This window comes from Streptomyces macrolidinus, from assembly GCF_023887685.1.
GTDB lineage: Bacteria > Actinomycetota > Actinomycetes > Streptomycetales > Streptomycetaceae > Streptomyces > Streptomyces macrolidinus.
In genome coordinates this window covers 169,573-190,903 of sequence record NZ_JAMWMR010000009.1, presented here as the reverse complement: position 1 = coordinate 190,903, position 21,331 = coordinate 169,573, and the positions used below count along the sequence as shown (strand labels likewise).

19 protein-coding genes and 2 pseudogenes are annotated in these 21,331 nt (G+C 72.6%); 18 read left to right on the top strand and 3 right to left on the bottom strand.

The features are described from left to right. Nucleotides 1–26: 26 nt before the first annotated feature. The 14 genes from NGF19_RS13775 to NGF19_RS13710 all read left to right on the top strand — a co-directional run bounded on the left by NGF19_RS13775 (nt 27) and on the right by NGF19_RS13710 (nt 15,345). The gene (locus NGF19_RS13775) at nt 27–1,646 is read left to right on the top strand and encodes a polyamine aminopropyltransferase (RefSeq protein ID WP_252425147.1); all 1,620 of its coding nucleotides are present in this window, start codon (nt 27–29) and stop codon (nt 1,644–1,646) included. 96 nt (nt 1,647–1,742) lie between these two features. After that, nucleotides 1,743–2,540 (top strand): SRPBCC domain-containing protein, encoded by a 798-nt coding sequence (locus tag NGF19_RS13770; RefSeq protein ID WP_252425146.1) that lies wholly within the window; start codon nt 1,743–1,745, stop codon nt 2,538–2,540. A 91-nt stretch (nt 2,541–2,631) separates the two neighbouring features. Beyond that, nucleotides 2,632–3,420, top strand: coding sequence for an aldose epimerase family protein (locus tag NGF19_RS13765; protein WP_252425145.1), 789 nt, complete (start codon nt 2,632–2,634; stop codon nt 3,418–3,420). A 46-nt stretch (nt 3,421–3,466) separates the two neighbouring features. Then, nucleotides 3,467–4,015 carry an orotate phosphoribosyltransferase gene (gene pyrE, locus NGF19_RS13760; RefSeq protein WP_252425144.1) on the top strand — a complete coding sequence of 183 codons (549 nt, stop codon included), beginning with the start codon at nt 3,467–3,469 and terminating at the stop codon, nt 4,013–4,015. A gap of 164 nt (nt 4,016–4,179) precedes the next feature. After that, nucleotides 4,180–5,211 (top strand): class II fructose-bisphosphate aldolase, encoded by a 1,032-nt coding sequence (gene fbaA / locus NGF19_RS13755; RefSeq protein ID WP_252425143.1) that lies wholly within the window; start codon nt 4,180–4,182, stop codon nt 5,209–5,211. A gap of 122 nt (nt 5,212–5,333) precedes the next feature. Beyond that, nucleotides 5,334–6,830 (top strand): MFS transporter, encoded by a 1,497-nt coding sequence (locus tag NGF19_RS13750; protein ID WP_252425142.1) that lies wholly within the window; start codon nt 5,334–5,336, stop codon nt 6,828–6,830. 120 nt (nt 6,831–6,950) lie between these two features. Continuing rightward, nucleotides 6,951–7,364, top strand: coding sequence for a DUF3151 domain-containing protein (locus tag NGF19_RS13745; RefSeq protein WP_252425141.1), 414 nt, complete (start codon nt 6,951–6,953; stop codon nt 7,362–7,364). 150 nt (nt 7,365–7,514) lie between these two features. Continuing rightward, nucleotides 7,515–8,363, top strand: coding sequence for a tryptophan 2,3-dioxygenase family protein (locus tag NGF19_RS13740; protein WP_252425140.1), 849 nt, complete (start codon nt 7,515–7,517; stop codon nt 8,361–8,363). Further along, entirely contained in the window at nt 8,356–9,549 is a 1,194-nt protein-coding gene (kynU, locus tag NGF19_RS13735; RefSeq protein WP_252425139.1) for a kynureninase, read from the top strand. The genes NGF19_RS13740 and kynU overlap by 8 nt, the downstream gene beginning before the upstream one ends. 218 nt (nt 9,550–9,767) lie before the next feature. Then, a complete protein-coding gene (locus tag NGF19_RS13730; RefSeq protein ID WP_252425138.1) occupies nt 9,768–10,688 on the top strand; it encodes an alpha/beta hydrolase family protein in 921 nt (306 codons plus the stop codon). A gap of 191 nt (nt 10,689–10,879) precedes the next feature. Further along, on the top strand, nt 10,880–11,896 hold the full coding sequence (locus NGF19_RS13725) for an alpha/beta hydrolase (protein WP_252425137.1): 1,017 nt from the start codon (nt 10,880–10,882) through the stop codon (nt 11,894–11,896). Continuing rightward, nucleotides 11,889–13,142 (top strand): acyltransferase family protein, encoded by a 1,254-nt coding sequence (locus NGF19_RS13720; protein ID WP_252425136.1) that lies wholly within the window; start codon nt 11,889–11,891, stop codon nt 13,140–13,142. Before NGF19_RS13725 ends, NGF19_RS13720 begins: the two co-directional genes overlap by 8 nt. Before the next feature lie 32 nt (nt 13,143–13,174). Beyond that, on the top strand, nt 13,175–14,662 hold the full coding sequence (locus tag NGF19_RS13715) for a sensor histidine kinase (protein ID WP_252425135.1): 1,488 nt from the start codon (nt 13,175–13,177) through the stop codon (nt 14,660–14,662). After that, nucleotides 14,659–15,345: a response regulator gene (locus NGF19_RS13710; protein WP_252425134.1), complete on the top strand. Its 687-nt coding sequence runs from the start codon at nt 14,659–14,661 to the stop codon at nt 15,343–15,345. The genes NGF19_RS13715 and NGF19_RS13710 overlap by 4 nt, the downstream gene beginning before the upstream one ends. Before the next feature lie 12 nt (nt 15,346–15,357). Here NGF19_RS13710 and tnpA read toward each other — a convergent pair. Beyond that, a pseudogene (gene tnpA / locus NGF19_RS13705) lies at nt 15,358–15,813 on the bottom strand (IS200/IS605 family transposase); the annotation flags it as partial. Between the two features lie 34 nt (nt 15,814–15,847). Here tnpA and NGF19_RS13700 point away from each other — a divergent pair. From NGF19_RS13700 to NGF19_RS13690, 3 genes and pseudogenes are all read left to right on the top strand, one after another. Then, nucleotides 15,848–17,173, top strand: a complete 1,326-nt coding sequence (locus NGF19_RS13700; protein WP_252425133.1) for an RNA-guided endonuclease InsQ/TnpB family protein — start codon at nt 15,848–15,850, stop codon at nt 17,171–17,173. Beyond that, nucleotides 17,104–17,460, top strand: a pseudogene (locus NGF19_RS13695) (cytochrome P450); the annotation flags it as partial. The gene NGF19_RS13700 and the pseudogene NGF19_RS13695, both read left to right, overlap by 70 nt. Before the next feature lie 87 nt (nt 17,461–17,547). Beyond that, nucleotides 17,548–18,144 (top strand): Uma2 family endonuclease, encoded by a 597-nt coding sequence (locus NGF19_RS13690; RefSeq protein ID WP_252425176.1) that lies wholly within the window; start codon nt 17,548–17,550, stop codon nt 18,142–18,144. Between the two features lie 5 nt (nt 18,145–18,149). Here NGF19_RS13690 and NGF19_RS13685 read toward each other — a convergent pair whose 3' ends face one another. Continuing rightward, a complete protein-coding gene (locus NGF19_RS13685) occupies nt 18,150–19,760 on the bottom strand; it encodes an ABC transporter permease (protein ID WP_252425132.1) in 1,611 nt (536 codons plus the stop codon). After that, nucleotides 19,757–20,677: an ABC transporter ATP-binding protein gene (locus NGF19_RS13680; RefSeq protein WP_252425131.1), complete on the bottom strand. Its 921-nt coding sequence runs from the start codon at nt 20,675–20,677 to the stop codon at nt 19,757–19,759. The genes NGF19_RS13685 and NGF19_RS13680 overlap by 4 nt, the downstream gene beginning before the upstream one ends. 108 nt (nt 20,678–20,785) lie before the next feature. On the opposite strand from NGF19_RS13680, the gene NGF19_RS13675 reads away from it, so the two are divergent. Next, nucleotides 20,786–21,283 carry a GbsR/MarR family transcriptional regulator gene (locus NGF19_RS13675; RefSeq protein WP_252425130.1) on the top strand — a complete coding sequence of 166 codons (498 nt, stop codon included), beginning with the start codon at nt 20,786–20,788 and terminating at the stop codon, nt 21,281–21,283. Nucleotides 21,284–21,331 lie beyond the last annotated feature (48 nt).

Here is a 21,331-nt window from a genome sequence, read left to right as displayed (position 1 = left end):
CACAAGTCCGACGTAGCGTTCCGAACGTGATCGAACCGCACGCGCCCGCACCACCCGGCGCCCCGGCCCCCTGGGGGGAGGGCGCCCTCGGTCAGGCGCGGCTGCCCGTACGCCCCGGCACCGGACGGTTCCTCGTCCTCGTCGGCGTGTTCGTCTGCGCGGCCTGCGGCCTGGTGTACGAACTCGAACTCGTCGCCCTCGCCTCGTACTTGATCGGCGACTCGGTCACGCAGGCCTCCATCGTGCTGTCCGTGATGGTCTTCGCGATGGGCATCGGCTCGCTGGCCGCGAAGCGGCTGCGCTGCCGGGCCGCGGCCGGGTTCGGCGCCCTGGAGGCGGCGCTGGCGCTCGTCGGCGGGTGCAGCGCGATGGCCCTGTACGCGGTCTTCGCCTGGGGCGGTGGCGGGCCGGGCGGCCCGCGCTGTCTGCTGGTCGTCTTCTCGCTCGCCATCGGGCTGCTCATCGGCGCCGAGGTGCCACTGCTGATGGAGCTGATCCAGCGCATCCGCCGCCAGGACGCGGGCGGCGCGGTCGCGGACCTGTTCGCGGCGGACTACGTGGGCGCGCTGGTCGGCGGTCTCGCGTTCCCCTTCCTGCTGCTGCCGTGGTTCGGCCAGTTGACGGGCGCCCTGCTCACGGGCGCGGTCAACGCGGTCGCGGGCGGCGCCCTCGCGCTCGGCCTGTTCCGGCGGGACCTGTCCCGCCGCGGCAGACGGCTGCTGCTGGTCACCAACGTCCTCGTGCTGGCCCTGCTCGCAGCGGCGGCCCTCCTGGTCGACGACTTCGAGCGGGCGGCCCGTCAGGCGATGTACGGCGGGCAGGTGCGGGTCGCGTTGCAGACCGGTGCCCAGGAGGTGGTGCTCACCGGCGGCGTCCGAGGCCGCCCCCTCGCTCTCTTCCTCGACGGCCGGTTGCGGGCGAGCAGCCGCGACGAGCGCCGCTACCACGAGGCGCTCGTGCTGCCCGCGCTGAGCGGCGGCCCCCACGCGCGCGTGCTCGTCCTCGGCGGCGGTGACGGCCTCGCGGCGCGCGAGGCGCTGCGGCATCCCGGCGTGCGCCGTGTCGACGTGGTCGAACCGGACCCGGCGCTGGTCCGGCTGGCCCGCAGCGACCGGGCCCTGGCCGCGCTCAACGGCCGCGCCTTCGCCGACCCGCGCGTCCGGGTGCGGACGGCGGACGCGTTCGGCTGGCTGAGGCAGACCCGGCGGACGTACGACGTGGTGATCGCGGACCTCCCGGAGCCCGGCGACACCTCCAGCACCAAGCTGTACGCACAGGAGTTCTACGGCCTGGCCCGGCGGGTCCTCGCCCCCGACGGCCGGCTGGTGGTGCACGCGGGCCCGGTGGCCTCGGCCCCGCGCGCCTACTGGACGGTCGAGACGACGATCCGCGCCGCGGGCCTGCGTACGGCCCCGTACCGCGTCGCCGGGCGCGCCCCGGAGCCCGAGCACGCACACGCGACGGGAGGCGACTGGGGTTTCGTCCTCGCCGCCCGAAGACGCCCGGCGCTCACCCTGGACCCGGGCGGGCCGCGCCCGCGCACGCTGACCCGGGCCGCCCTCGGGGAGGACGCGCGCGCGGTGGAGCGGACCCGGCTGCGCGGGCTGCCGGTGTCGACGCTGGTGCATCCGCGGTACGGCGGCTGAGCCGGGCGCCCCGTGGCGGGCGGATGCGCGGGCGGCGCTCGCGAATCCTGTGCTGCATGGGTGCGTGCCGGGCCAGGCTGGGTAGGCTCGGCTGACATGGAGCATGAGGTGTTCGTACCGGTTCCTGTCGAGCGGCTCGGCGAGGCGCTGGCCGACCCCGCCCGGGTGGCCCGCGCGATCCCCGGGTTCCAGCAGGACGCGGGCAAGGAGCCCGTCGCCGGACGGCTGAAGGTACGGATCGGGGGCCACACGATCACCTATCGCGGCGCCCTGCGGGTCACGGGCGACGGCGACGGCCCGTACACGCTGGAGGGCGAGGCGACGGAGGCGCGCGGCACCGGCACGGTGAAGCTGTCGCTGTCCGTACGCCTGCTCGCGGCCCCGGACGGCACGACGGTCGCCTTCACGGCCGCGGCCACGGCTGACGGCAGGATCGCGGAACTGCCCGGTGACACGGTGACCTCGGCGGCGGCGCGGCTGCTCGGGCGGTTCGCGCAGCGCCTCGGGGAGGGGGAGGCCACGGCGGCGTCCCCGAAGTCCGCCGAGCAGCGGGCGGAGCCTCCGGCGCCGTCGGTCTTCGAGACCGAGGTGCCCCCGTCCTCCCTCGATCCCTTCGCCGACGAGGACGACTCCGAGCGTCGGTCCGACCGCCGTTCCGCGCGGGGCTTCGCCGACGAGGACGAACCTCCCGCCGAGGCGGCGCACGCCCGGCGCACGATGATCGGCCGCAGCGCCGAGGAGGTCGATCACGCGCCCCCGCGCGGCCGTTACGCCCCCGTCCCCGCCCCGGAGACCGTCGCGTCCACCGCGACGCTGCGCTGGGCGGCCCCGGCGGCGGCCCTGCTCGTGGCCTCGGCGATCGTGGCGGGACGACTGCTGCGCCGGCGCCGCTGACGGGCCGCCACAGGTGCGCCGACGGGTCCCCGTAGGGCGCACCCATGCCCGTCGGCGCCCGCCCGTCGACGGGTCCCAGTAGGGTCGCCTCGTGAGCAACGACGAGATCACGTTGGCCGCGGGAGACGCGGAAGTGGTGCTGGCGCCGGGCAACGGCGGGCGCGTGACGAGCCTGCGCATCGGCGGTACGGAACTGCTGCGCCAGGGTGAGCGGTTCGGGTGCTTCCCGATGGTGCCCTGGTGCGGGCGGATCCGGGACGGCAGGTTCCGCGACGGCGGCGCGGTCCATCAGATGCCCCTCAACGCCCCGCCGCACGCCATCCACGGCACGGCGCGGGACGCCGCCTGGCGGGTGGCCCGCGCGGACCGGACGGAGGCCGTCCTCACCTGTGACCTGGCCGCCCCCTGGCCCCACACCGGCCATGTCACCCAGGTCGTGTCCCTCGGCGAGGACGCCCTCACGCTCACCATGTCCGTGGAGACGTTCGCGTCCTCGTTCCCGGCCCAGCTCGGCTGGCACCCCTGGTTCAACCGCAGCATCGGCGGCGCGGACGTACGCCTCGACTTCACCCCGGCCTGGCAGGAGGAGCGCGGCGAGGACCAGTTGCCCACCGGGCACCGCGTCGATCCGAAGCCGGGCCCCTGGGACGACTGCTTCGGCATGCCCGACGGCGTCGACGTCACGCTGACCTGGCCGGGGAAGCTGGAGCTGAACATCACCAGCCGCGAGGAGTGGGTGGTGGTGTACGACGAGCAGCCGGAGGCGGTGTGCGTGGAGCCGCAGACCGGGCCGCCCGACGGGCTCAACACCCTTCCCCGCCTGGTCACGCCCATCGAGCCGTTGGAGGCCTCGACGACCTGGCGCTGGCGCCGTCTGTGAGGTGCGGGGCGTCACGGGGTCCGGCGGCGCCCGTAAGCTGGCCCGTATGAGTGACGTTCGTGGCGCCCTTCTGCGGCAGATCAAGGACAAGGCCGTAGTGCACGGCAAGGTGACCCTCTCCTCGGGCCTGGAGGCCGATTACTACATCGACCTGCGCCGCATCACCCTCGACGGCGAGTCCGCGCCGCTGGTCGGCCAGGTGCTGCTGGACCTGACCGAGGAGCTGGAGTTCGACGCGGTCGGCGGCCTGACCATGGGCGCGGACCCGGTCGCGGCGGCCATGCTGCACGCGGCGGCGGCGCGCGGCCGCAAGCTGGACGCCTTCGTCGTCCGCAAGGCGGCCAAGGCGCACGGCCTGCAGCGGCGCGTGGAGGGCCCGGAGATCAAGGGTCGCCGGGTCCTAGTCGTCGAGGACACCTCCACCACGGGCGGCTCCCCGCTCACCGCCGTGGAGGCGGTACGGGAGGCGGGTGCCGAGGTCGTCGCCGTCGCGACGATCGTCGACCGGGCCACGGGCGCGGCCGAGAAGATCCAGGAAGGCGCCGGGGTGCCGTACCTCTTCGCGTACGGCAAGGACGAGCTGGGCCTGGACTGACGGCCGCAGGGCTGTCCACGGGCAGCCGCAGGGTTGTCCACAGGCCGGGACGTCCGGGCCTGGCAACGGGGCAAGTCTGGAAAGATGGGGACGGACGATGATGTCGCCCCCTAGGTCAGGGCCGTAAGAGCAGTACGCACCCCGCACATACAAGGAGCGGACAGATGCCCATCGCAACCCCCGAGGTCTACAACGAGATGCTCGACCGGGCGAAGGCAGGCAAGTTCGCCTACCCGGCCATCAACGTGACCTCCTCCCAGACCCTGCACGCTGCGCTGCGCGGCTTCGCGGAGGCCGAGAGCGACGGCATCGTCCAGATCTCCACGGGTGGCGCCGAGTTCCTGGGCGGCCAGTACAGCAAGGACATGGTCACCGGCGCCGTGGCGCTGGCCGAGTTCGCGCACATCGTCGCCGAGAAGTACCCGGTCAACATCGCGCTGCACACGGACCACTGCCCGAAGGACAAGCTCGACGGGTACGTCCGCCCGCTGCTGGCGCTCTCCGAGAAGCGCGTCGCCCGCGGTGAGAACCCGCTGTTCCAGTCCCACATGTGGGACGGCTCGGCGGAGACCCTCGCCGACAACCTCAAGATCGCCCAGGAGCTGCTGGAGCGCGCCCGCGCCGCGAAGATCATCCTGGAGGTAGAGATCACGCCGACCGGCGGTGAGGAGGACGGCGTCTCCCACGAGATCAACGACTCCCTCTACACCACGGTCGACGACGCGCTCCGCACCGCTGAGGCGCTGGGCCTGGGCGACAAGGGCCGCTATCTGCTGGCCGCCTCGTTCGGCAATGTGCACGGCGTGTACAAGCCGGGCAACGTGGTCCTGCGCCCCGATCTGCTGAAGGAGCTGAACGAGGGCGTCGCCGCCCGGTACGGGCAGCCCGCCGGCAGCCAGCCGTTCGACTTCGTCTTCCACGGCGGCTCCGGCTCCAGCGAGCAGGAGATCCTGACGGCGCTGGAGAACGGCGTGGTCAAGATGAACATCGACACCGACACGCAGTACGCCTTCACGCGTCCGGTCGCCGACCACATGTTCAAGAACTACGACGGCGTCCTGAAGGTCGACGGCGAGGTCGGCTCCAAGAAGACCTACGACCCGCGCACGTGGGGCAAGGCGGCCGAGGCGTCGATGGCCAAGCGCGTCGTCGAGGCCTGCGGCCACCTCCGCTCGGCCGGTACGCACGCGAAGTAACCCGCTCGACTCGACGAACGGTCGGCGGCCGGTGAGCGGCCGTCACGAGGAGCCCGGTGCCATCGCGGCGCCGGGCTTCTCGCCCTCTGGCCCCGCGCTCCTCGCCGCGGGATGATCGCGGCATGGCTGACGTCGCGCGGCAGGCCCCCGCCGTCAGGTTCGGCTCCCCGCAGGGGAGGTGGATCCTGCTGACGACCGTGCTCGGCTCCAGCATGGTGCTGCTGGACTCCACCGTCGTCAACGTCGCCCTGCCGCACATCGGCCGCGACCTCGACGCGAGCCTCGCCGCCCTGCAGTGGACCGTCAACGCCTATCTGGTCACCCTCGCCGGTCTGCTGCTCCTCGGCGGCGCCCTCGGCGACCGGTTCGGCCGCCGCCGGATCTTCGTCCTCGGGGTCGTCTGGTTCGCCGCCGCCTCGCTGCTGTGCGGCTTCGCCCCCGGCACCGGCATCCTCATCGCCGCCCGCACGCTCCAGGGCGTCGGCGGCGCCCTGCTCACGCCCGGCTCGCTCGCGCTCATCCAGGCCTCCTTCCACCCCGACGACCGCGCACGGGCGGTGGGCCTGTGGTCCGGGTTCGGCGGCATCGGCGCGGCCATCGGCCCGTTCCTCGGCGGCTGGCTGGTGGACGGCCCCGGCTGGCGCTGGGTGTTCCTGCTCAACATCCCGCTGGCGCTGGTCTGCGCGCCCATCGCCCTGCGGCATGTCCCCGAGTCCTCCGGCACCCGCACCCGCGGCCGGTTCGACGTCCTCGGCGCCGCCCTGGGCGCCCTGTCCCTCGCCCTGGTGACGTACGCGCTCATCGAGGCCCGCGGCGGCTCCCTGCCCGTGGCCGTCACGGCGCTCGCGGGGATCGCCGCGGGCGCCGCCTTCGTGTACGTCGAGAGGCACCGCGACGACCCGATGATGCCGCCCGCCGTCTTCGCCTCCCGCCAGTTCACCGCGGTCAACCTGGTGACCCTCTGCGTCTACGCGGCATTCGGCGGCTTCTTCTTCCTCACCGCGCTCCAGCTCCAGGTGGTGGCGGGCTACTCGGCTCTGGGGGCCGGTACGGCGCTGCTGCCCACGACCGTCCTCATGCTGCTCTTCTCGTCCCGCTCGGGCGCCCTCGCCGAACGCATCGGGCCGCGGGTCCCGCTCACCGTCGGCCCGCTGCTGTGCGCGGCCGGGCTGCTGCTGATGCTGCGCGTCGGCAAGGGCGCCGGGTACGTCGTGGACGTCCTGCCCGCGCTGCTGGTCATGGGCGCGGGCATGGTCACCCTGGTCGCGCCCCTGACGGCCACCGTGCTCGCCTCGGTGGACACCGGCCAGGCCGGTCTGGCCAGCGGCATCAACAACGCGGCGGCCCGCGCGGCCGGTCTGGTCGCGGTGGCCGCGCTGCCGCTGCTCGCCGGGATGGGCCCGGAGGCGTACCGCTCGGCGGACGCCTTCGACGCCGCGTTCCGGCGCGCGATGCCGATCTGCGCGGGGGTCCTGGTGGCCGGGGCGGTACTCGCCTTCGCGACGATCCGCCGTCCGGCACCGGACGGCCGCCGCCCCGAGTGCCGCGTCCACGGCTGCGTGACGACCCCGCCGCTGGAGCCACGCCGAGGACCGGGCGCGCCCGGCACGAAGCACTAGCCGGGGACCGAGAAGACCCGGCACGAGCACCAGCCGATGCGTGAATACGCCCGGCACGAAGCACTAGCCAGTGCCGACACCGTCGGTCACGGTCCCGGGAGGGTGCTCCACACTGGTCCCATGACTCTTCACGAGAACCTCCTCGGGGGCCCGCCCCCGACCCGTCTCCCCGACGACCCGGAACCGCGCGAGCTGCTCGCCAACGGGACCGCGCCCGCCGAGGTCGCCGCCCGCTACCCCGCCTCCTCGCTGGCCTGGGCGCAGTTGGCCGACGACGCCTTCGAGCGCGGCGCGGTCGTCGAGTCGTACGCCTACGCCCGAACGGGCTACCACCGCGGCCTGGACTCCCTGCGGCGGGGCGGCTGGAAGGGCCACGGCCCCGTGCCGTGGGAGCACGAGCCCAACCGCGGCTTCCTGCGCGCCCTGCACGCCCTCGCCCGCGCCGCGCAGGGCATCGGCGAGCAGGAGGAGTACGAACGCTGCACGCGGTTCCTCAAGGACTCCTCGCCGATGGCCGCCCAGACGCTGGGCTAGCCGGGCCGGCCCCGGATCGGGCCCGCCCGCTGCCGGGCGGGCCTTGCGGTACGCGGGTGTGTTGCGCAGGATGCCAGGTGGGGACCGGGGCCCCCGTGTCGGCATCGGCAGGGGCGGACCGCTACCCGAGCACACCCACAGGAGACAGCGATGTCCCAACCGGCTCACCAGTCCCACGCGGCTCAGGAAGCCGAGACCCCGCAGCTCGACTTCCGGGGTACGACGCCGTACGAGGACTATGTGAAGGCGGACGTCCTCACCCACCTCCAGCACACCCTCTCCGACGATCCCGGAGAGATGGTCTTCCTGGTCACCACCCAGGTCATGGAGCTGTGGTTCACCGTCCTCGTCCATGAGTGGGAGACCGCCGCGCGGGCCCTGAGCGAGGACCGGGTACCGGCGGCGATCGACGCGCTGAAGAGATCCGCGCGCGAGCTGGAGGCGCTGAACGCGTCCTGGCGGCCCCTGGCCCAGCTCACGCCCGCCCAGTTCAATGCCTACCGCTCGGCCCTCGGCGAGGGCTCCGGCTTCCAGTCCGCGATGTACCGCCGCCTGGAGTTCCTGCTCGGCGAGAAGTCCGCGTCCATGCTCGTCCCGCACCGGGGCGCGCCGCGTGCCCACGCCGACCTGGAGAAGTCGCTGCACGAGCCGTGCCTGTACGACGAGGTGCTGCGGCTGCTCGCGCGCCGCGGCCACGCGATCCCGGACGCCCTGCTCACCCGCGACGTCTCCCAGCGCTACGAGCCCTCGGAGCAGGTCGAGGCGGTCTGGGCCGAGATCTACCGCGGTGATCCGGAGGGCGAACTCGCCCGGCTCGGCGAGGCGTTGACCGACGTCGCCGAACTGGTGTGGCGCTGGCGCAACGACCATCTGCTGGCCACCCGGCGCGCGATGGGCGCCAAGCCCGGCACGGGCGGCTCCGCCGGGGTGGCGTGGCTGGAGAAGCGGGCGCAGAAGAGCGTGTTCCCCGAGCTGTGGACGGCGCGGTCCTATGTCTGAACTGACGGCGAAGGCACAGGAGTTGGACGCGGCCGACGAACTGGCCGGGCTGCGCGCGCAGTTTGTGCTCGACGACGCGGTCTACCTCGACGGGAACTCGCTGGGCGCGCTGCCCGCGGCCGTCCCCGGCAGGCTGGAGGACGTCGTCCGCAGACAGTGGGGATCGCTGCGGATCCGCTCCTGGGAGGAGAGCGGCTGGTGGACGGCGCCGGAACGCATCGGCGACCGGATCGCCCCGCTGGTCGGGGCGGCACCCGGGCAGATCGTGGTCGGCGACTCGACCAGCGTCAACGTCTTCAAGGCCCTGGTGGCGGCCGTCCGCATGGCCGCCGAGGACGGGGACGGGCGGGACGAGATCCTCGTCGACGCGACGACGTTCCCGACGGACGGCTACATCGCCGCCTCGGCGGCCCGGATGACGGGGTGCACGCTGCGCCCGGTGACCCCGGCGCAGGTGCCCGAGGCGCTGTCCGGGCGGACGGCGGCGGTCCTGCTGAACCACGTCGACTACCGCACCGGCCGGTTGCACGATCTGCCGTCCCTGACGGCCGCCGTGCACGCGGCGGGCGCGTACGCGGTCTGGGACCTGTGCCACAGCGCGGGCGCGCTGCCGGTGGGGCTGGACGAGCACGGGGTCGATCTGGCGGTCGGCTGCACCTACAAGTACCTGAACGGCGGGCCGGGTTCACCGGCGTACCTGTATGTGCGCCGGGAGGCGCAGGACCGCTTCGACTCCCCGCTGCCGGGCTGGAACTCGCACACGGACCCGTTCGGGATGAGCACCGACTACGCACCGGCGGCGGGCGCGCCGCGCGGCCGGGTCGGCACCCCGGACATCCTGTCGATGCTCGCGCTGGAGGCGGCGCTCGAGGTGTGGGACGACGTCTCGATCGAGGCCGTGCGCGCCAAGTCCCTCGCGCTCACGGACTTCTTCCTGGAGTGCGTGAGCGCGTACGTCCCCGAGGGCGCGGTCGAGTCGCTGACGCCCTCCGCGCACGCGGAGCGGGGCAGCCAGGTGGCGCTGCGCTGCGCCGACGCGGGCGAGGTGATGAAGCGGCTGATCGAGGGCGGTGTGGTCGGTGACTTCCGGCCGCCGGACGTGCTGCGGTTCGGCTTCACGCCGCTGTACGTGGGCTTCGCGGACGTGGAGCGGGCGGCCCGGATCCTGGCGAAGACGCTGCGCTGAGGCGCCTCGGCGGTGGTGGGCGGGGCGGCGAGAACGTCGTGCCCACCACCGCGGAACGTCGTGCCCGCCACCGCGGAACGTCGTGCCGCCACGGCTTCACCGTGCGTGAACGACCCCGTGGGAGCGCAGGTCATCGGCCTGGTACGGTCCCCGCGGGCGGCCGGTCGGATTCCGGCCACCGCGTACCGAATCCCGTTCCGTCGCTGAGAGGTTGGAGCATGCCGGACGCCGCCGCGCGCCATGATTCCGTAAGCCCGGACGGCGCGTTCGCCGATGCCGCCGCCGCGGAAGAGGCGTCCCTCTTCGCGCACCCGCCGGTGGAGCCCGACGCCACCGCCGCCTACGGCGACCACCCGGACCAGGTGATCGACTTCTATGCCCCGCGGCAGGGGGAGGAGGCCGGTGGGCCCGCCCCTCTCGTGGTCGTGCTGCACGGCGGCGCGTGGCGTGCGCCCTACGACCGTCGGCACATCAGCCCGTTCGCCGACTTCCTGGCCCGCCGCGGCTTCGCCGTGGCGAACGTCGAGTACCGCAGGGGCGGCCCCGCCGAGAGCGAGGGACCCGGAACGCCGCCGGTCGCGGGCCGCTGGCCGGAGACCTTCGACGACGTCGCGGCGGCGTTCGACGCGCTGCCGGACCTGGTCGGCGCGGCGCTGCCACAGGCCGATGCGCGCCGTACGGTGATCACCGGCCACTCGGCGGGCGGCCACCTCGCGCTGTGGGCCGCGGCCCGCCATGTCCTGCCACCGGACGCCCCCTGGCGTACGGACCGTCCGGCCCCGCTGCGCGGTGTCGTGGCGCTCGCTCCGATCGCGGACTTCCGCAGAGCCGAGGAGCTGGGCGTGTGCGGCGGTGCGGCGGGCCAACTGCTCGGCGGACAGGCCTCGTTCGCGCAGCGGCAGCCGTACGCGGACCCGGCCCTGCTGCTGCCCACCGGTATCGCCACGACCCTCGTCCAGGGCCGTACCGACAGCGTGGTCCCGCAGGCGGTCGCCGAGTCGTACGCGGACGCGGCGGCGCAGGCGGGCGAGGTCGTCGGCCTCACCCTCCTGGAGGACGTGGGCCACTTCCCCCTGATCGACCCGGCCGCGGACGCGTGCGCGGTGGTGGCGGAGGAGATCGCGCAGCTCGCGTGGTAGCCAGGCCGATCGCCAACACCCGTAAGGGCAGGGCGAGATGGGGTAGCCGACGGGCTGTTCCGTCATACCTGTCATACCTGAGAGCTACCCCTGAGATGAGTTCTCCGGCGTGATGCCGGTGACGCGTCGCGCTTCGTAACTTCCCGTCCTGGACAGGCCGTTGAGGCGGCCCGGCGGAAGGGGAGGGCGGCATGGGGCTGCGGGGGAGCGGATCGGCGGGGGCCGAGCACGGGAGGGCGACGCGCGGCTTCGGACGCCGGAAGGGCGCACGCCCCGGCCGCCTGGGGCGCGCGCTGCTCGCCGCCCTGGTCGTGGGCGCTGTCGTCGTACCCCTCTCCGCCGCCGGGCGCCCTCGGGTCCCGGCCCCGCCCCCGGCGACGCTTCCCCCGCTGTCGGCGGCCACGCTCCCCACGATCTACGCGGCCAACCGCGCGGACGCCGCCGAGGCCGCGCGGATGGCCACGGCCCACGGCGACCGCCGTCGCGCCACGGCGGACCGCGCCCTGGCCTCCACGTCCCGGAAGCTGCTGGCCTTCGACGGCCGGGGCACGGGACGCGCGACGGAGGTCTTCGGCGACCTGACCCGGGCGGAGCACATCGCGGTGCTGGTCCCCGGCTCCGACACGACCCTGGAGACCTACGGGCGCCTCCGCGCGGGCGCGCTCGCCCTGCACCACCGCACGGGCCCCCGTACCGCCGTCATCGCCTGGCTCGGCTACGACACGCCCCGCATGCTCAGCACCGACGCCCTCACGACGGGCCGGGCCGAGCAGGCGGCCCCCGGACTGACGCGCTTCCTGCGTCAACTGCGCGGCCTGGTGGGCCCGTCGGCCCGTATCTCGCTTCTCTGCCACTCCTACGGCACCGTCGTCTGCGCCCGCACCGCGCCCGCCGCCGAGGTGCGGGACATCGTCCTCGTCGGCAGCCCCGGGACCGGCGTGGACTCCGCCGCCGACCTGCACACCCGCGCCCGTGTCTGGGCGGCCCGCGGTGCCCGCGACTGGATCGCCGATGTGCCCCACACCCGGGTGACGGCGTTCGGCACGACCGTCGGCTTCGGCACCGACCCGGTGTCCGCGGCGTACGGCGCCCGGGTCTTCGACGCGGGCGACGGCGGCCACAGCGACTACTTCGCACCGGGCTCGGTCAGCGTGGCCAACCTCGCGCGGATCGTGCTCGGCCGGACACCGGAGGCGGACCATGCGTGACCGAGCGAACCACCACCGGCCGGTCCTCACCGCGAGGATCGCAACGGACCGCGCTCCCCTGGCCGTTGAGGCTCCCCGGCCGCTGCGCCCCGTAAGCATCCTCCGTACCGCGGCCCGTCGCGTGGACGCCGCCACCCCCGTGGAGCGGGACCGCGCGGTCGACGCCCTGCGGGCCTTCGCGATCCTCGGTGTCGTCCTGGGCCACTGGCTGGTGACCGCCCTGGTCGCCGACGGCGCCACCCTGCACACCGCGAGCCCGCTGCACTTCATGCCCTGGCTCACCCCGATCTCCTGGGTGTTCCAGACGCTCGCCGTGTTCTTCCTGGTGGGCGGCCAGGTGGCCACCAAGGGGTACGCGAGGGCACGCGCGCGCGGCGTCTCGTACGGGGCGTGGCTGCGCACCCGTACGGCCCGGCTGTTCCGGCCCGTCGCCGCGGTCCTGACGCTGTGGACGGTCGCGACGGTCTGTCTGCTGGTGTCCGGCGCGGACGGCGACACCGTCCACACCCTGGTGAAGCTCGCCCTGTCGCCGCTGTGGTTCCTGCTGGTCTTCGCCGCGCTGACGGCCGCGACACCGCTGCTGACCCGGCTGAGCCCGCTGTGGCCCCTGGCCGTCGTCCTCCACGTCGACCTGATCCGCTTCGCGCTCGGCGGGCCGTCCTGGCTCGGCTGGGCGAACCTCGCGGCGGGCTGGCTCGTGCCGTACACGCTGGGCGCGAGCTGGACGCGCGGCGAGCTGACCGGCCGCCGCGCGGGCTGGGTGCTGCTGTCGTGCGGCACGGCGGCCACCGCGGCGCTGGTGCTGTTCGCCGGTTACCCGGCGTCGATGGTCGGCGTCCCGGGCGACGCCGTCTCGAACCTCGACCCGCCGACCCTGGCCGCGATCACCTTCGGCCTCGCCCAGTGCGGACTGGCCCTGCTGCTGCGGGAACCGCTGCGCCGGGCGATGCGCCGGCCCCTGGCCTGGGCGGCGGTGGCGCTGGTGAACCTCTCCGCGATGACGATCTTCCTCTGGCATCAGACGGCCCTGATGGCGACCACCGCCACCGGCCTGCTCGTCGGGCGACTGCCGGGCCTGCACACCGCCCCCGACGGTCTGGGCTGGGTGGCCGCCCGGCTGGCCTGGCTGCCGGTGTTCGCCCTGGTCCTCGCCCTGTGCTGGTACACGTTCGGCATCCATGAACAGGGGCCGCGCCGGGCCCGACGCTCCCGCGTGGTGGCCGCCCGCCGGGCCGGGCGGCCGTAGTCAGGGGGATCGACAGCGCTAGGGTGGTTCGGATGGGGGAAGCGTTGGCGCGGCGAGAACCGGTGTCCCGGCCCGAGCAGGTGCCCAGGTCCGAGAAGCCGCGCCGTCTGCGGAGGCTGGCGCGGGTCATGCGGGACGATCTGGGGACGTTCGCCGCCGCCCCGTTGCCGCCGCTGTCGCGTCCGCGCGGCCTCGGCCTCGCGCCGCATGTCCTGGTCGGCCTGATCGCGCTGCTCCTGACGGTCTCCGCGCCGAAGGAACTGACCAGCGGCTACGGCCTGCCCGGCGGACTCGCCACGGCGATCGCGCTCGTCCAGGGCGGCGCCGTCGTGTTCGCCCTGTGGCGTCCGCTGCCCGCCTGGTGGCTGTCGCTGGCGGCGATGGTCGTGGCCAACCAGTTCGCCCGGCTGACCACCCCGTCCGTCCGGCCGCCCGAGTCCACCACGGTGCCCGCGCTCGTCGTACCGCGTCCGCTCCCCGGCGCCGCGCACCTGCCGCCGTGGCCCTGGACGGCGCAGTCCGTCCTCGCGTGTGCCGTCGTCCTGCTCCTGCTCGCTCTGCGGGCCCGTACCCGCGTCTGCGCCGAGGTCCTCGCGGTGACCGCCGCGGTGACCCTTCTCTCCGTGCCCGCCCCCGTGAGAACCATGCAGACCGCGCCGGCGGCGCTGGTCGTCTTCCTCCTCGTCGTCCTCGTCGGCGGCGTGCTGCGCGGCCGACGCGAGGCCCGCACGCAACTCGTCGAACTCAGCACCGTCACCGCCGAGGAGCGCGCCCGCCGCACCCTCCTGGAGGAGCGCAACCGCATCGCGCGCGAACTGCACGACGTCGTCGCCCATCACATGTCGGTCATTTCCATCCAGGCCCAGGTCGCCCCGCACCTGGTGAAGGACCCGCCCGACGAACTGCGGGAGAACCTGGACGGCATCCGCGCGAACGCACTGGAGGCCCTGACCGAACTGCGCCGCGTCCTCGGCGTCCTGCGCGCGGAGAACCCCGAGGACCCGTACGGCATCGGCAGTGGCACCGGCACGGCCCCCGACTCCCCGCAGCCCACCCTCGACCGGCTCGACGCCCTGGTGGAGAACACCCGTGCCGCGGGCCTGGAGGTCGAGGCCGAGACCACCGGCGAAGTGCGCCCGCTGCCCTCCGGCGTGGAACTCTCGGCCTACCGGATCGTCCAGGAAGCCCTCAGCAACGCCCTGCGACACGCGCCCGGTTCCACCGTCCGTGTCGAACTCGGCTACGTTCCACGGGGTGTGCGGGTGCAGGTCGTCAACTCCCGCCCCACGCACTCGGCTTCGCCGTCCCCGGGCGCGGGTCACGGTCTGCTCGGCATGCGGGAGCGTGCCGCGATGCTCGGGGGCACCCTCGTCGCGTCCGAGACGGCGAGCGGCGGATTCGCCGTGGACTGCTTCCTCCCCGGCCCGGCGGGCCCTCCACCGGGTGACGATCCCGAAGACGAGCAGGACTACGAGCCGAACTACGAGCCGGACGGCCCGACAGGAGAGATGAACCGATGACGAGCCCCGCCATCCGCGTCCTGATAGCCGACGACCAGATGATGGTCCGGCAGGGCTTCACGGTGCTGCTCGACGTGCAGCCCGACATCGAGGTCGTCGGGCAGGCCGTCGACGGCCGCGACGCGATCGAGCGGGCCGCCGAACTCGCCCCGGACGTCGTCCTGATGGACATCCGCATGCCCGAACTCAGCGGCATCGAGGCGACCCGCCGCATCACCGGGAAGACCCCGCACCCCAAGGTCCTGGTGCTCACCACCTTCGACCTCGACGAGTACGTGTACGACGCCCTGCGCGCCGGGGCCTCCGGCTTCCTGCTCAAGGACGCCTCCGCCGACCAACTGGCCGAAGCCGTACGGGTGGTGGCGGCGGGCGACGCCCTGCTGGCCCCCGGGATCACCCGGCGTCTGATCGCCGAGTTCTCCCGCCTCGACAGCACCCCCCGGGCCCCGCTCAAGGCACGGGTCGGAGATCTCACCGAGCGGGAGACGGAGGTCCTCGCCCTCATCGCGCAGGGCCTGTCGAACGCGGAGATCGCCGGGCGGCTCGTCGTGGCCGAGCAGACGGTGAAGACGCATGTGGGCCGCATCCTGGTGAAGTCGGGCCTGCGCGACCGTACCCAGGCCGCGGTGTTCGCTTACGAGTCGGGGCTGGTACGGCCGTCGGGTTACCGGGACTCTTGCTGAAAGCCCCGGCGTTCACGCCGGGGATGGGTGCATCTCAAGACTGTTCTGACGTATGCCTTGGAGCGGACGTTTTTGCTGCTCGATGTACTGGCGGACGATCGCCGGCGGTGCTCCGCCGCACGATGCGGAGAAGTACGAGGGCGACCATAGGTGTCCGTGCGGGATGGCGTGGTTGATCCGCCCGGTGAACTCCTGCCGTATCCGGCGAGCGGAGACGCCCTTGAGGCTGTTGACCAGCTTCGAGACGGCGACCTTGGGCGGGTGGTGCACCAGGAGGCGGACGTGATCGCGTTCGCCGTTGAACTCCTTCAACTCCGCCTGGAAGTTGTCACAGACCTTGCGCATGATCTCTTCGCAGCGTGTCGGCATCTCGTCGTTGAAGACTCCACGCCGGTCTTCGTCACGAAGACCATGTGCACATGCATCGCCGAACCAACGTGCCTGTCCCCGCCTGTAGTCGTTCTTCTCATCTCATGAGGCCAATTGTCGTAATGTCTTGGTCATGCGGCTCCGCTACAACTACCGGGCCTACCCGGATGCCACCCAGCGCCGTGCGCTGGCCCAGGCGTTCGGGTGCGCCCGCGTGGTGTGGAACGATTGCCTGCGCGACCGGAAACAAGCGCACGCGGCGGGACTGCCGTACGTGAAGTCGGCCGAGCTGTCCCGGCTTCGCATCACGCAGGCCAAGCGCACCGAAGAACGCGCCTGGCTCGCCGACGTGTCAGCGGTCGGCCTGCAACAGTCCCTGCGGGACCTGGATGCCGCCTACAAGAGTTTCTTCGACTCGATCAAGGGCAAACGGCAGGGGCGGAGGGTCGGGCCGCCTCGCTACAAGTCGAAGAAGGACACCCGGCAGTCGATCCGCCTCAACACCAACGCCTTCACTCTCCAGGACGACGGCACCGTGTACGTGGCCAAGGTCGGCGACCTCAAGGTCAAGTGGTCCCGCCGCCTTCCGGCGGCCCCGACGTCCCTGACCGTCACCAAGGACAGTGCGGGCCGGTACTTCCTCAGCTTCGTCGTGGACACCGACCCGGACATCCTCCCGGAGGTGGAGACCGACGCCGGTATCGACCTCGGCCTGTCCGCGTTCGCGGTCCTGTCCGACGGGACGAAGATCGACAGCCCGCGTTTCCTCCGCCGGGCGGAGAAGAAGCTCAAGCGTCTTCAGCGGGAGTTGTCCCGCAAGGTCAAGGGTTCAAAGAACCGGGCCAAGGCCCGCATCAAGGTCACGCGTCAGCACGCCAAGGTGGCCGACAGGCGCAGGGACTGGCACCACAAGACTTCCACACAGATCATTCGCGACAACCAAGCGGTGTATGTGGAAGACCTCGCGGTGTCCGGCCTCGGGCGCACCCGGCTCGCCAAGTCGGTGCACGACGCGGGATGGTCCGCGTTCGTCGGCATGCTGGAGTACAAGGCGGCTCTGCACGGCCGCACCTTCGCCAAGGTCGACCGCGCCTTCCCGTCCTCTCAGGTCTGCTCGGCCTGCGGCTTCCGGGACGGACCCAAGCCCCTGCACGTCCGCGCGTGGACGTGCGGCGAGTGCGGGACCGTGCACGACCGCGACCACAACGCAGCACGCAACGTCCTGTTCGAAGGACGCCGCATCGTCGCCGCCGGACGGGCGGAGACGCCAAACGCCTGTGGAGCGCCGGTCAGACGGGCACACGTGCCCGCACAGCGCGGTGAAGCAGGAAGCCCCCGGAAGGGTCAGACGACCCAGGCCGGAATCCCTGGACTTCAGGCCAGGGAGCACGTCAAGACACCCCGCTCCAGCTCTTCGAACGCTGGGTGCTGGACGAGATCGAGATCGACGGCACGGTGATCCCACGCGGCGCGGAGATCGCGATGCTCTTCGGCTCGGCGAACCACGACCCCGCGGTGTTCGACACCCCGGACCGCCTGGACCTGACCCGCGAGGACAACCCGCACATCTCCTTCAGCGCGGGCATCCACTACTGCATCGGCGCCCCCTTGGCCCGCATCGAACTGGCGGCGTCGATGCGGGCGTTGCTGAAGAGGGCCCCGACGCTGCGTCTCACGGCTCCCCCGGAGCGCAGGCCGAACTTCGTGATGAGGGGCCTGAAGGGGCTGAGCGTGGAGATCGGCTGATCACCCGTTCGGATGATCATGTTGGGAGCCGGGATGTCGGCCGTCAGCGGTTCGGCATGCTGGTGCATGCCTGCGAAGGGAGGCACCATGACGGTTATGGCAGAGCACGCGTCGTCTCAGATGTCAGTGGACACGTTCGAGCTGATCGCCGAATACGCCGCCCAGGTGGACGAGACCGTCAGGCTGGAGTTCATCGGCGGACGGATCGAGGTCAAGAAGGTGACGGACGGCAACCATGGTGAGATCGCGATGTGGTTGGCCTTCCGATGCAAGCAAGCACGGCCTGAGCTCACTCTCAACACGACGGCTCAAGGGCTGAAGGTCGAGGCCTACCGCAAGGGCCGGGTTCGGCCTGACGCCTTGCTCGCACCGGTCGGTCACTTCAGCGGCCAAGGCGACTGGGCCGAGCCCGCTGGTGTCCTGATGGCGGTCGAGATCACCTCGTACGACTCGGACACCCACAGCCGGGACCGCGTGGAGAAGCCCAAGGCCTATGCCGAGGCGGGCATCCCCGTCTACTTGCTGATCGACCGGGACAACTTCTCGGTCGTCGTGCACTGTGACCCCGTTCCGGAGGGCAAGTACCGGGATGTCCATGCGGTGGCGATCGGCAGCAAGGTCAGCCTCCCGGCCCCCGTCAACATCGATCTCGACACTGAGGAACTGAGGAAGTACGTCGACTGAAGGTCTCAGCCCGTCACATCCCGCCTCCGCACCCCCACCAGCCCCCCAGCCACCAGCGCCGCAGCGAGCACCGTCAGCGCGAGCACCGGTGTCCACTGCATTTCCCCGCCTGGCAGCTTCGGCAGGTGGCCGAAGGGTGACAGGTCCAGGACGAGTTGCGGGACGTTCAGCGCGGGGCCCACCCAGCCGATCAGCAGCGTCACCCCGGCCACCGCCCAGGCCGCCATCGCGCCTCGGGGCAGTACCCCGTAGAGCAGGACCGCGATTCCGCCGATCACCCATACCGCGGGGAGCTGGACCAGGCAGGCGCCCAGGATCGGGCCGGGCTTCCCGCCGAAGCCCACCATGAAGCCCAGGCTCGCCACCAGCATGATCAGGGTCGCGCCGCCGAACGCGATCACGAGATGACCGGCGGCCCAGCGCAGTCGGCCCACCGCGTTCGCCAGAACCGGTTCCGCGCGTCCCGAGGTCTCCTCGCCCGCGAGGCGCAGGACGGCCGACACGATGTACAGGGCCGCGACCAGGCCCATCATCCCCACCATCGCCGCGAGGAACGCGTCCGTGAGCGCGGCGTGGCCGCCCATGCGCTGGAAGATCTCGCGCGCCTTGGCGTTGTCGCCGACGAGGTCGGTCGCCCCGTCCGCCAGCCCGCCGTAGACGACGCCCGCGACGAAGAAGCCGATGCTCCAGCCCAGTACGCTCCCGCGCTGCAACCGCCAGGCGAGCGCGCCCGTCGAGCCCAGGCGTCCGGCGGCGGGGCCCGGCCGCGTGGGCAGGAAGCTCATGCCGACGTCACGGCGGCCCGCCAGGACGTAGGCCACCGCGCCCTGGGCCGCCGTCGCCGCCACGAACAGCAGCAGCACCCACCAGCGTTCGTCCGCGTACGGCCGTACGTTCTCCAGCCAGCCGAGTGGCGAGAGCCAGGTCAGCGCGGACGAGCCGTCGTCGGTCGACGCGTCGCCCGCCGCGCGCAGGACGAAGGCCGCGCCGAGCACCGCGCTCGTCAGCCCGCGTGCCAGCCGTGCGCTCTCGGTCAGTTGGACGACGATCGCCGTCATCGTGGCGAACACCATGCCCACCCCGGCGATCCCCAGCCCCGTCGCCAGCGCCCCGGCGCCGCCCTGGCCCGCGAGGCCCCCGGCGATCAGCAGCGCGAGTACGCCGTTCGCGACCGCCGCGGCCAGCAGCGCCGCCGTCAGCGGGGCGCGTCGTCCCACCCGCGCCGACGAGATCAGCTCCTGCCGTCCGCTCTCCTCCTCGTCCCGGGTGTGCCGTACGACGACGAGCAGGCTCGTCACCGCGGCGAGCAGCCCGGCGTAGACACCGGCGCGCCAGGCGGTGAGCGCGCCGATCGAGTCGCCGAAGAGCGGTCCGACCATGGCGCGCAGCGACGGGTTGGTGGCCAACTGGCCGACCAGGTCGGCGCGTGCGGCCGGGGTGTCGTACAGGCCCTTGAGGGTGCCCGGCATCGACAGGACCATCAGCGTGTTCACCGCGACCCAGACCGGGATCAGCACCCGGTCCCGGCGCAACGCGAACCTCAACAGCGTGCGGGTGCCGGTCAGTTGACCGGAGTGTGCGGCGCGTGCCGCGACCGCCGGTGCTGCGACGCTCATGACCGCACCGCCGCTGCCCGGACGTTCTCCTGGAGGTCCTCCTGGTAGTGGCGCAGGAACAGCTCCTCCAGCGTGGGCGGCGTCGAGGTCAGCGACCGTACGCCCGACTCGCTCAGTGACCGCAGGACCGCGTCCAGCTTGTCCGTGTCGACCTGGAGCCGGATGCGGAGCCCCTGGATGTCGAGGTCATGGACGCCGGGTAGCTGCGCGAGTCCGTTCGGCGGTCCGGCGAGTTCGGCGGTGACGCTCGTACGGGTCAGATGGCGCAGATCGGCGAGCGATCCGCTCTCGACCGTCCGGCCCTTGCGGATGATGCTCACCCGGTCGCAGAGTTCCTCGACCTCGCTCAGGATGTGGCTCGACAGCAGGACCGTCCGGCCGCGGTCGCGCTCCTCTTCCACGCAGCGCTGGAAGACCTCTTCCATCAGCGGGTCGAGGCCCGACGTCGGCTCGTCCAGGATCAGCAGATCGACGTCCGAGGCGAAGGCCGCGACGAGGGCGACCTTCTGGCGGTTGCCCTTGGAGTACGTCCGCCCCTTCTTCGTCGGGTCCAGTTCGAACCGCTCGATCAGCTCCGCCCGGCGCCGCTGGTCGAGTCCTCCGCGCAGCCGGCCGAACAGGTCGATGACCTCTCCGCCCGAGAGGTTGCGCCACAGGGTGACGTCGCCGGGGACGTACGCGACCCGGCGGTGGAGGTCCACGGCGTCCTTCCACGGGTCCTTGCCGAGCACTTGGGTCGCGCCGGAGTCGGCGCGCAGCAGGCCCAGCAGGACCCGGATGGTGGTGGACTTCCCGGCGCCGTTCGGGCCGAGGAAGCCGTGCACTTCGCCCGTCTCGACGGTCAGATCGAGCCCGTCCAGCGCGTGAGTCGTCCCGAATGCCTTGTGCAGTCCGGAGACGGTGATGGCCTTCGTCATGGTTCAGAACGTACGCTTCTTTCAGAAATTTGTGAAGTTAAGGAAGCGTATAAATCGAGCGGGATACACTGGGACATGGCGGCCGGACGGGGAGCGGGAGGATCAGAGATGGCGGAGTCGAGCGCGGTGGAGCGGGACCCGAAGGCGGTGTCGTCCTTCGTGGAGGGCTTCGCGGCGCAGCTCGTCGAGGCCGGGATGGCGCGGATGCCGTCGCGGGTCTTCGCGGCGCTGCTGTCCTCCGACTCCGGCGCGATGACCTCCGCCGAGCTGGGGGAGCTGCTCCAGGTCAGCCCGGCCGCCGTCTCCGGTGCGGTGCGCTATCTGGCTCAGCAGCACATGGTCCGGCGTGAGCGCGAGCCCGGCTCGCGGCGCGAGCGCTACCGGGTGCACAGCGACCAGTGGTACGAGGCGCTCACCAGCCGCGACGCGGTGCTCAAGCGCTGGGAACACGCGCTGCGCGAGGGCGTCGACAGCCTCGGGGCGGAGACCCCGGCGGGGCAGCGCATGGCGGAGACGGTCGCCTTCTTCGAGTTCATGGAGGGCGAGCTGGCACAGGTCATGGAACGCTGGCGAGCCCACCGCGAGGAACTCTTCGGCCAGGACTGACACCCCGGGCCAGGGGCCGCAGTGCCCCGGCACCAGGCCCCGCAAGGT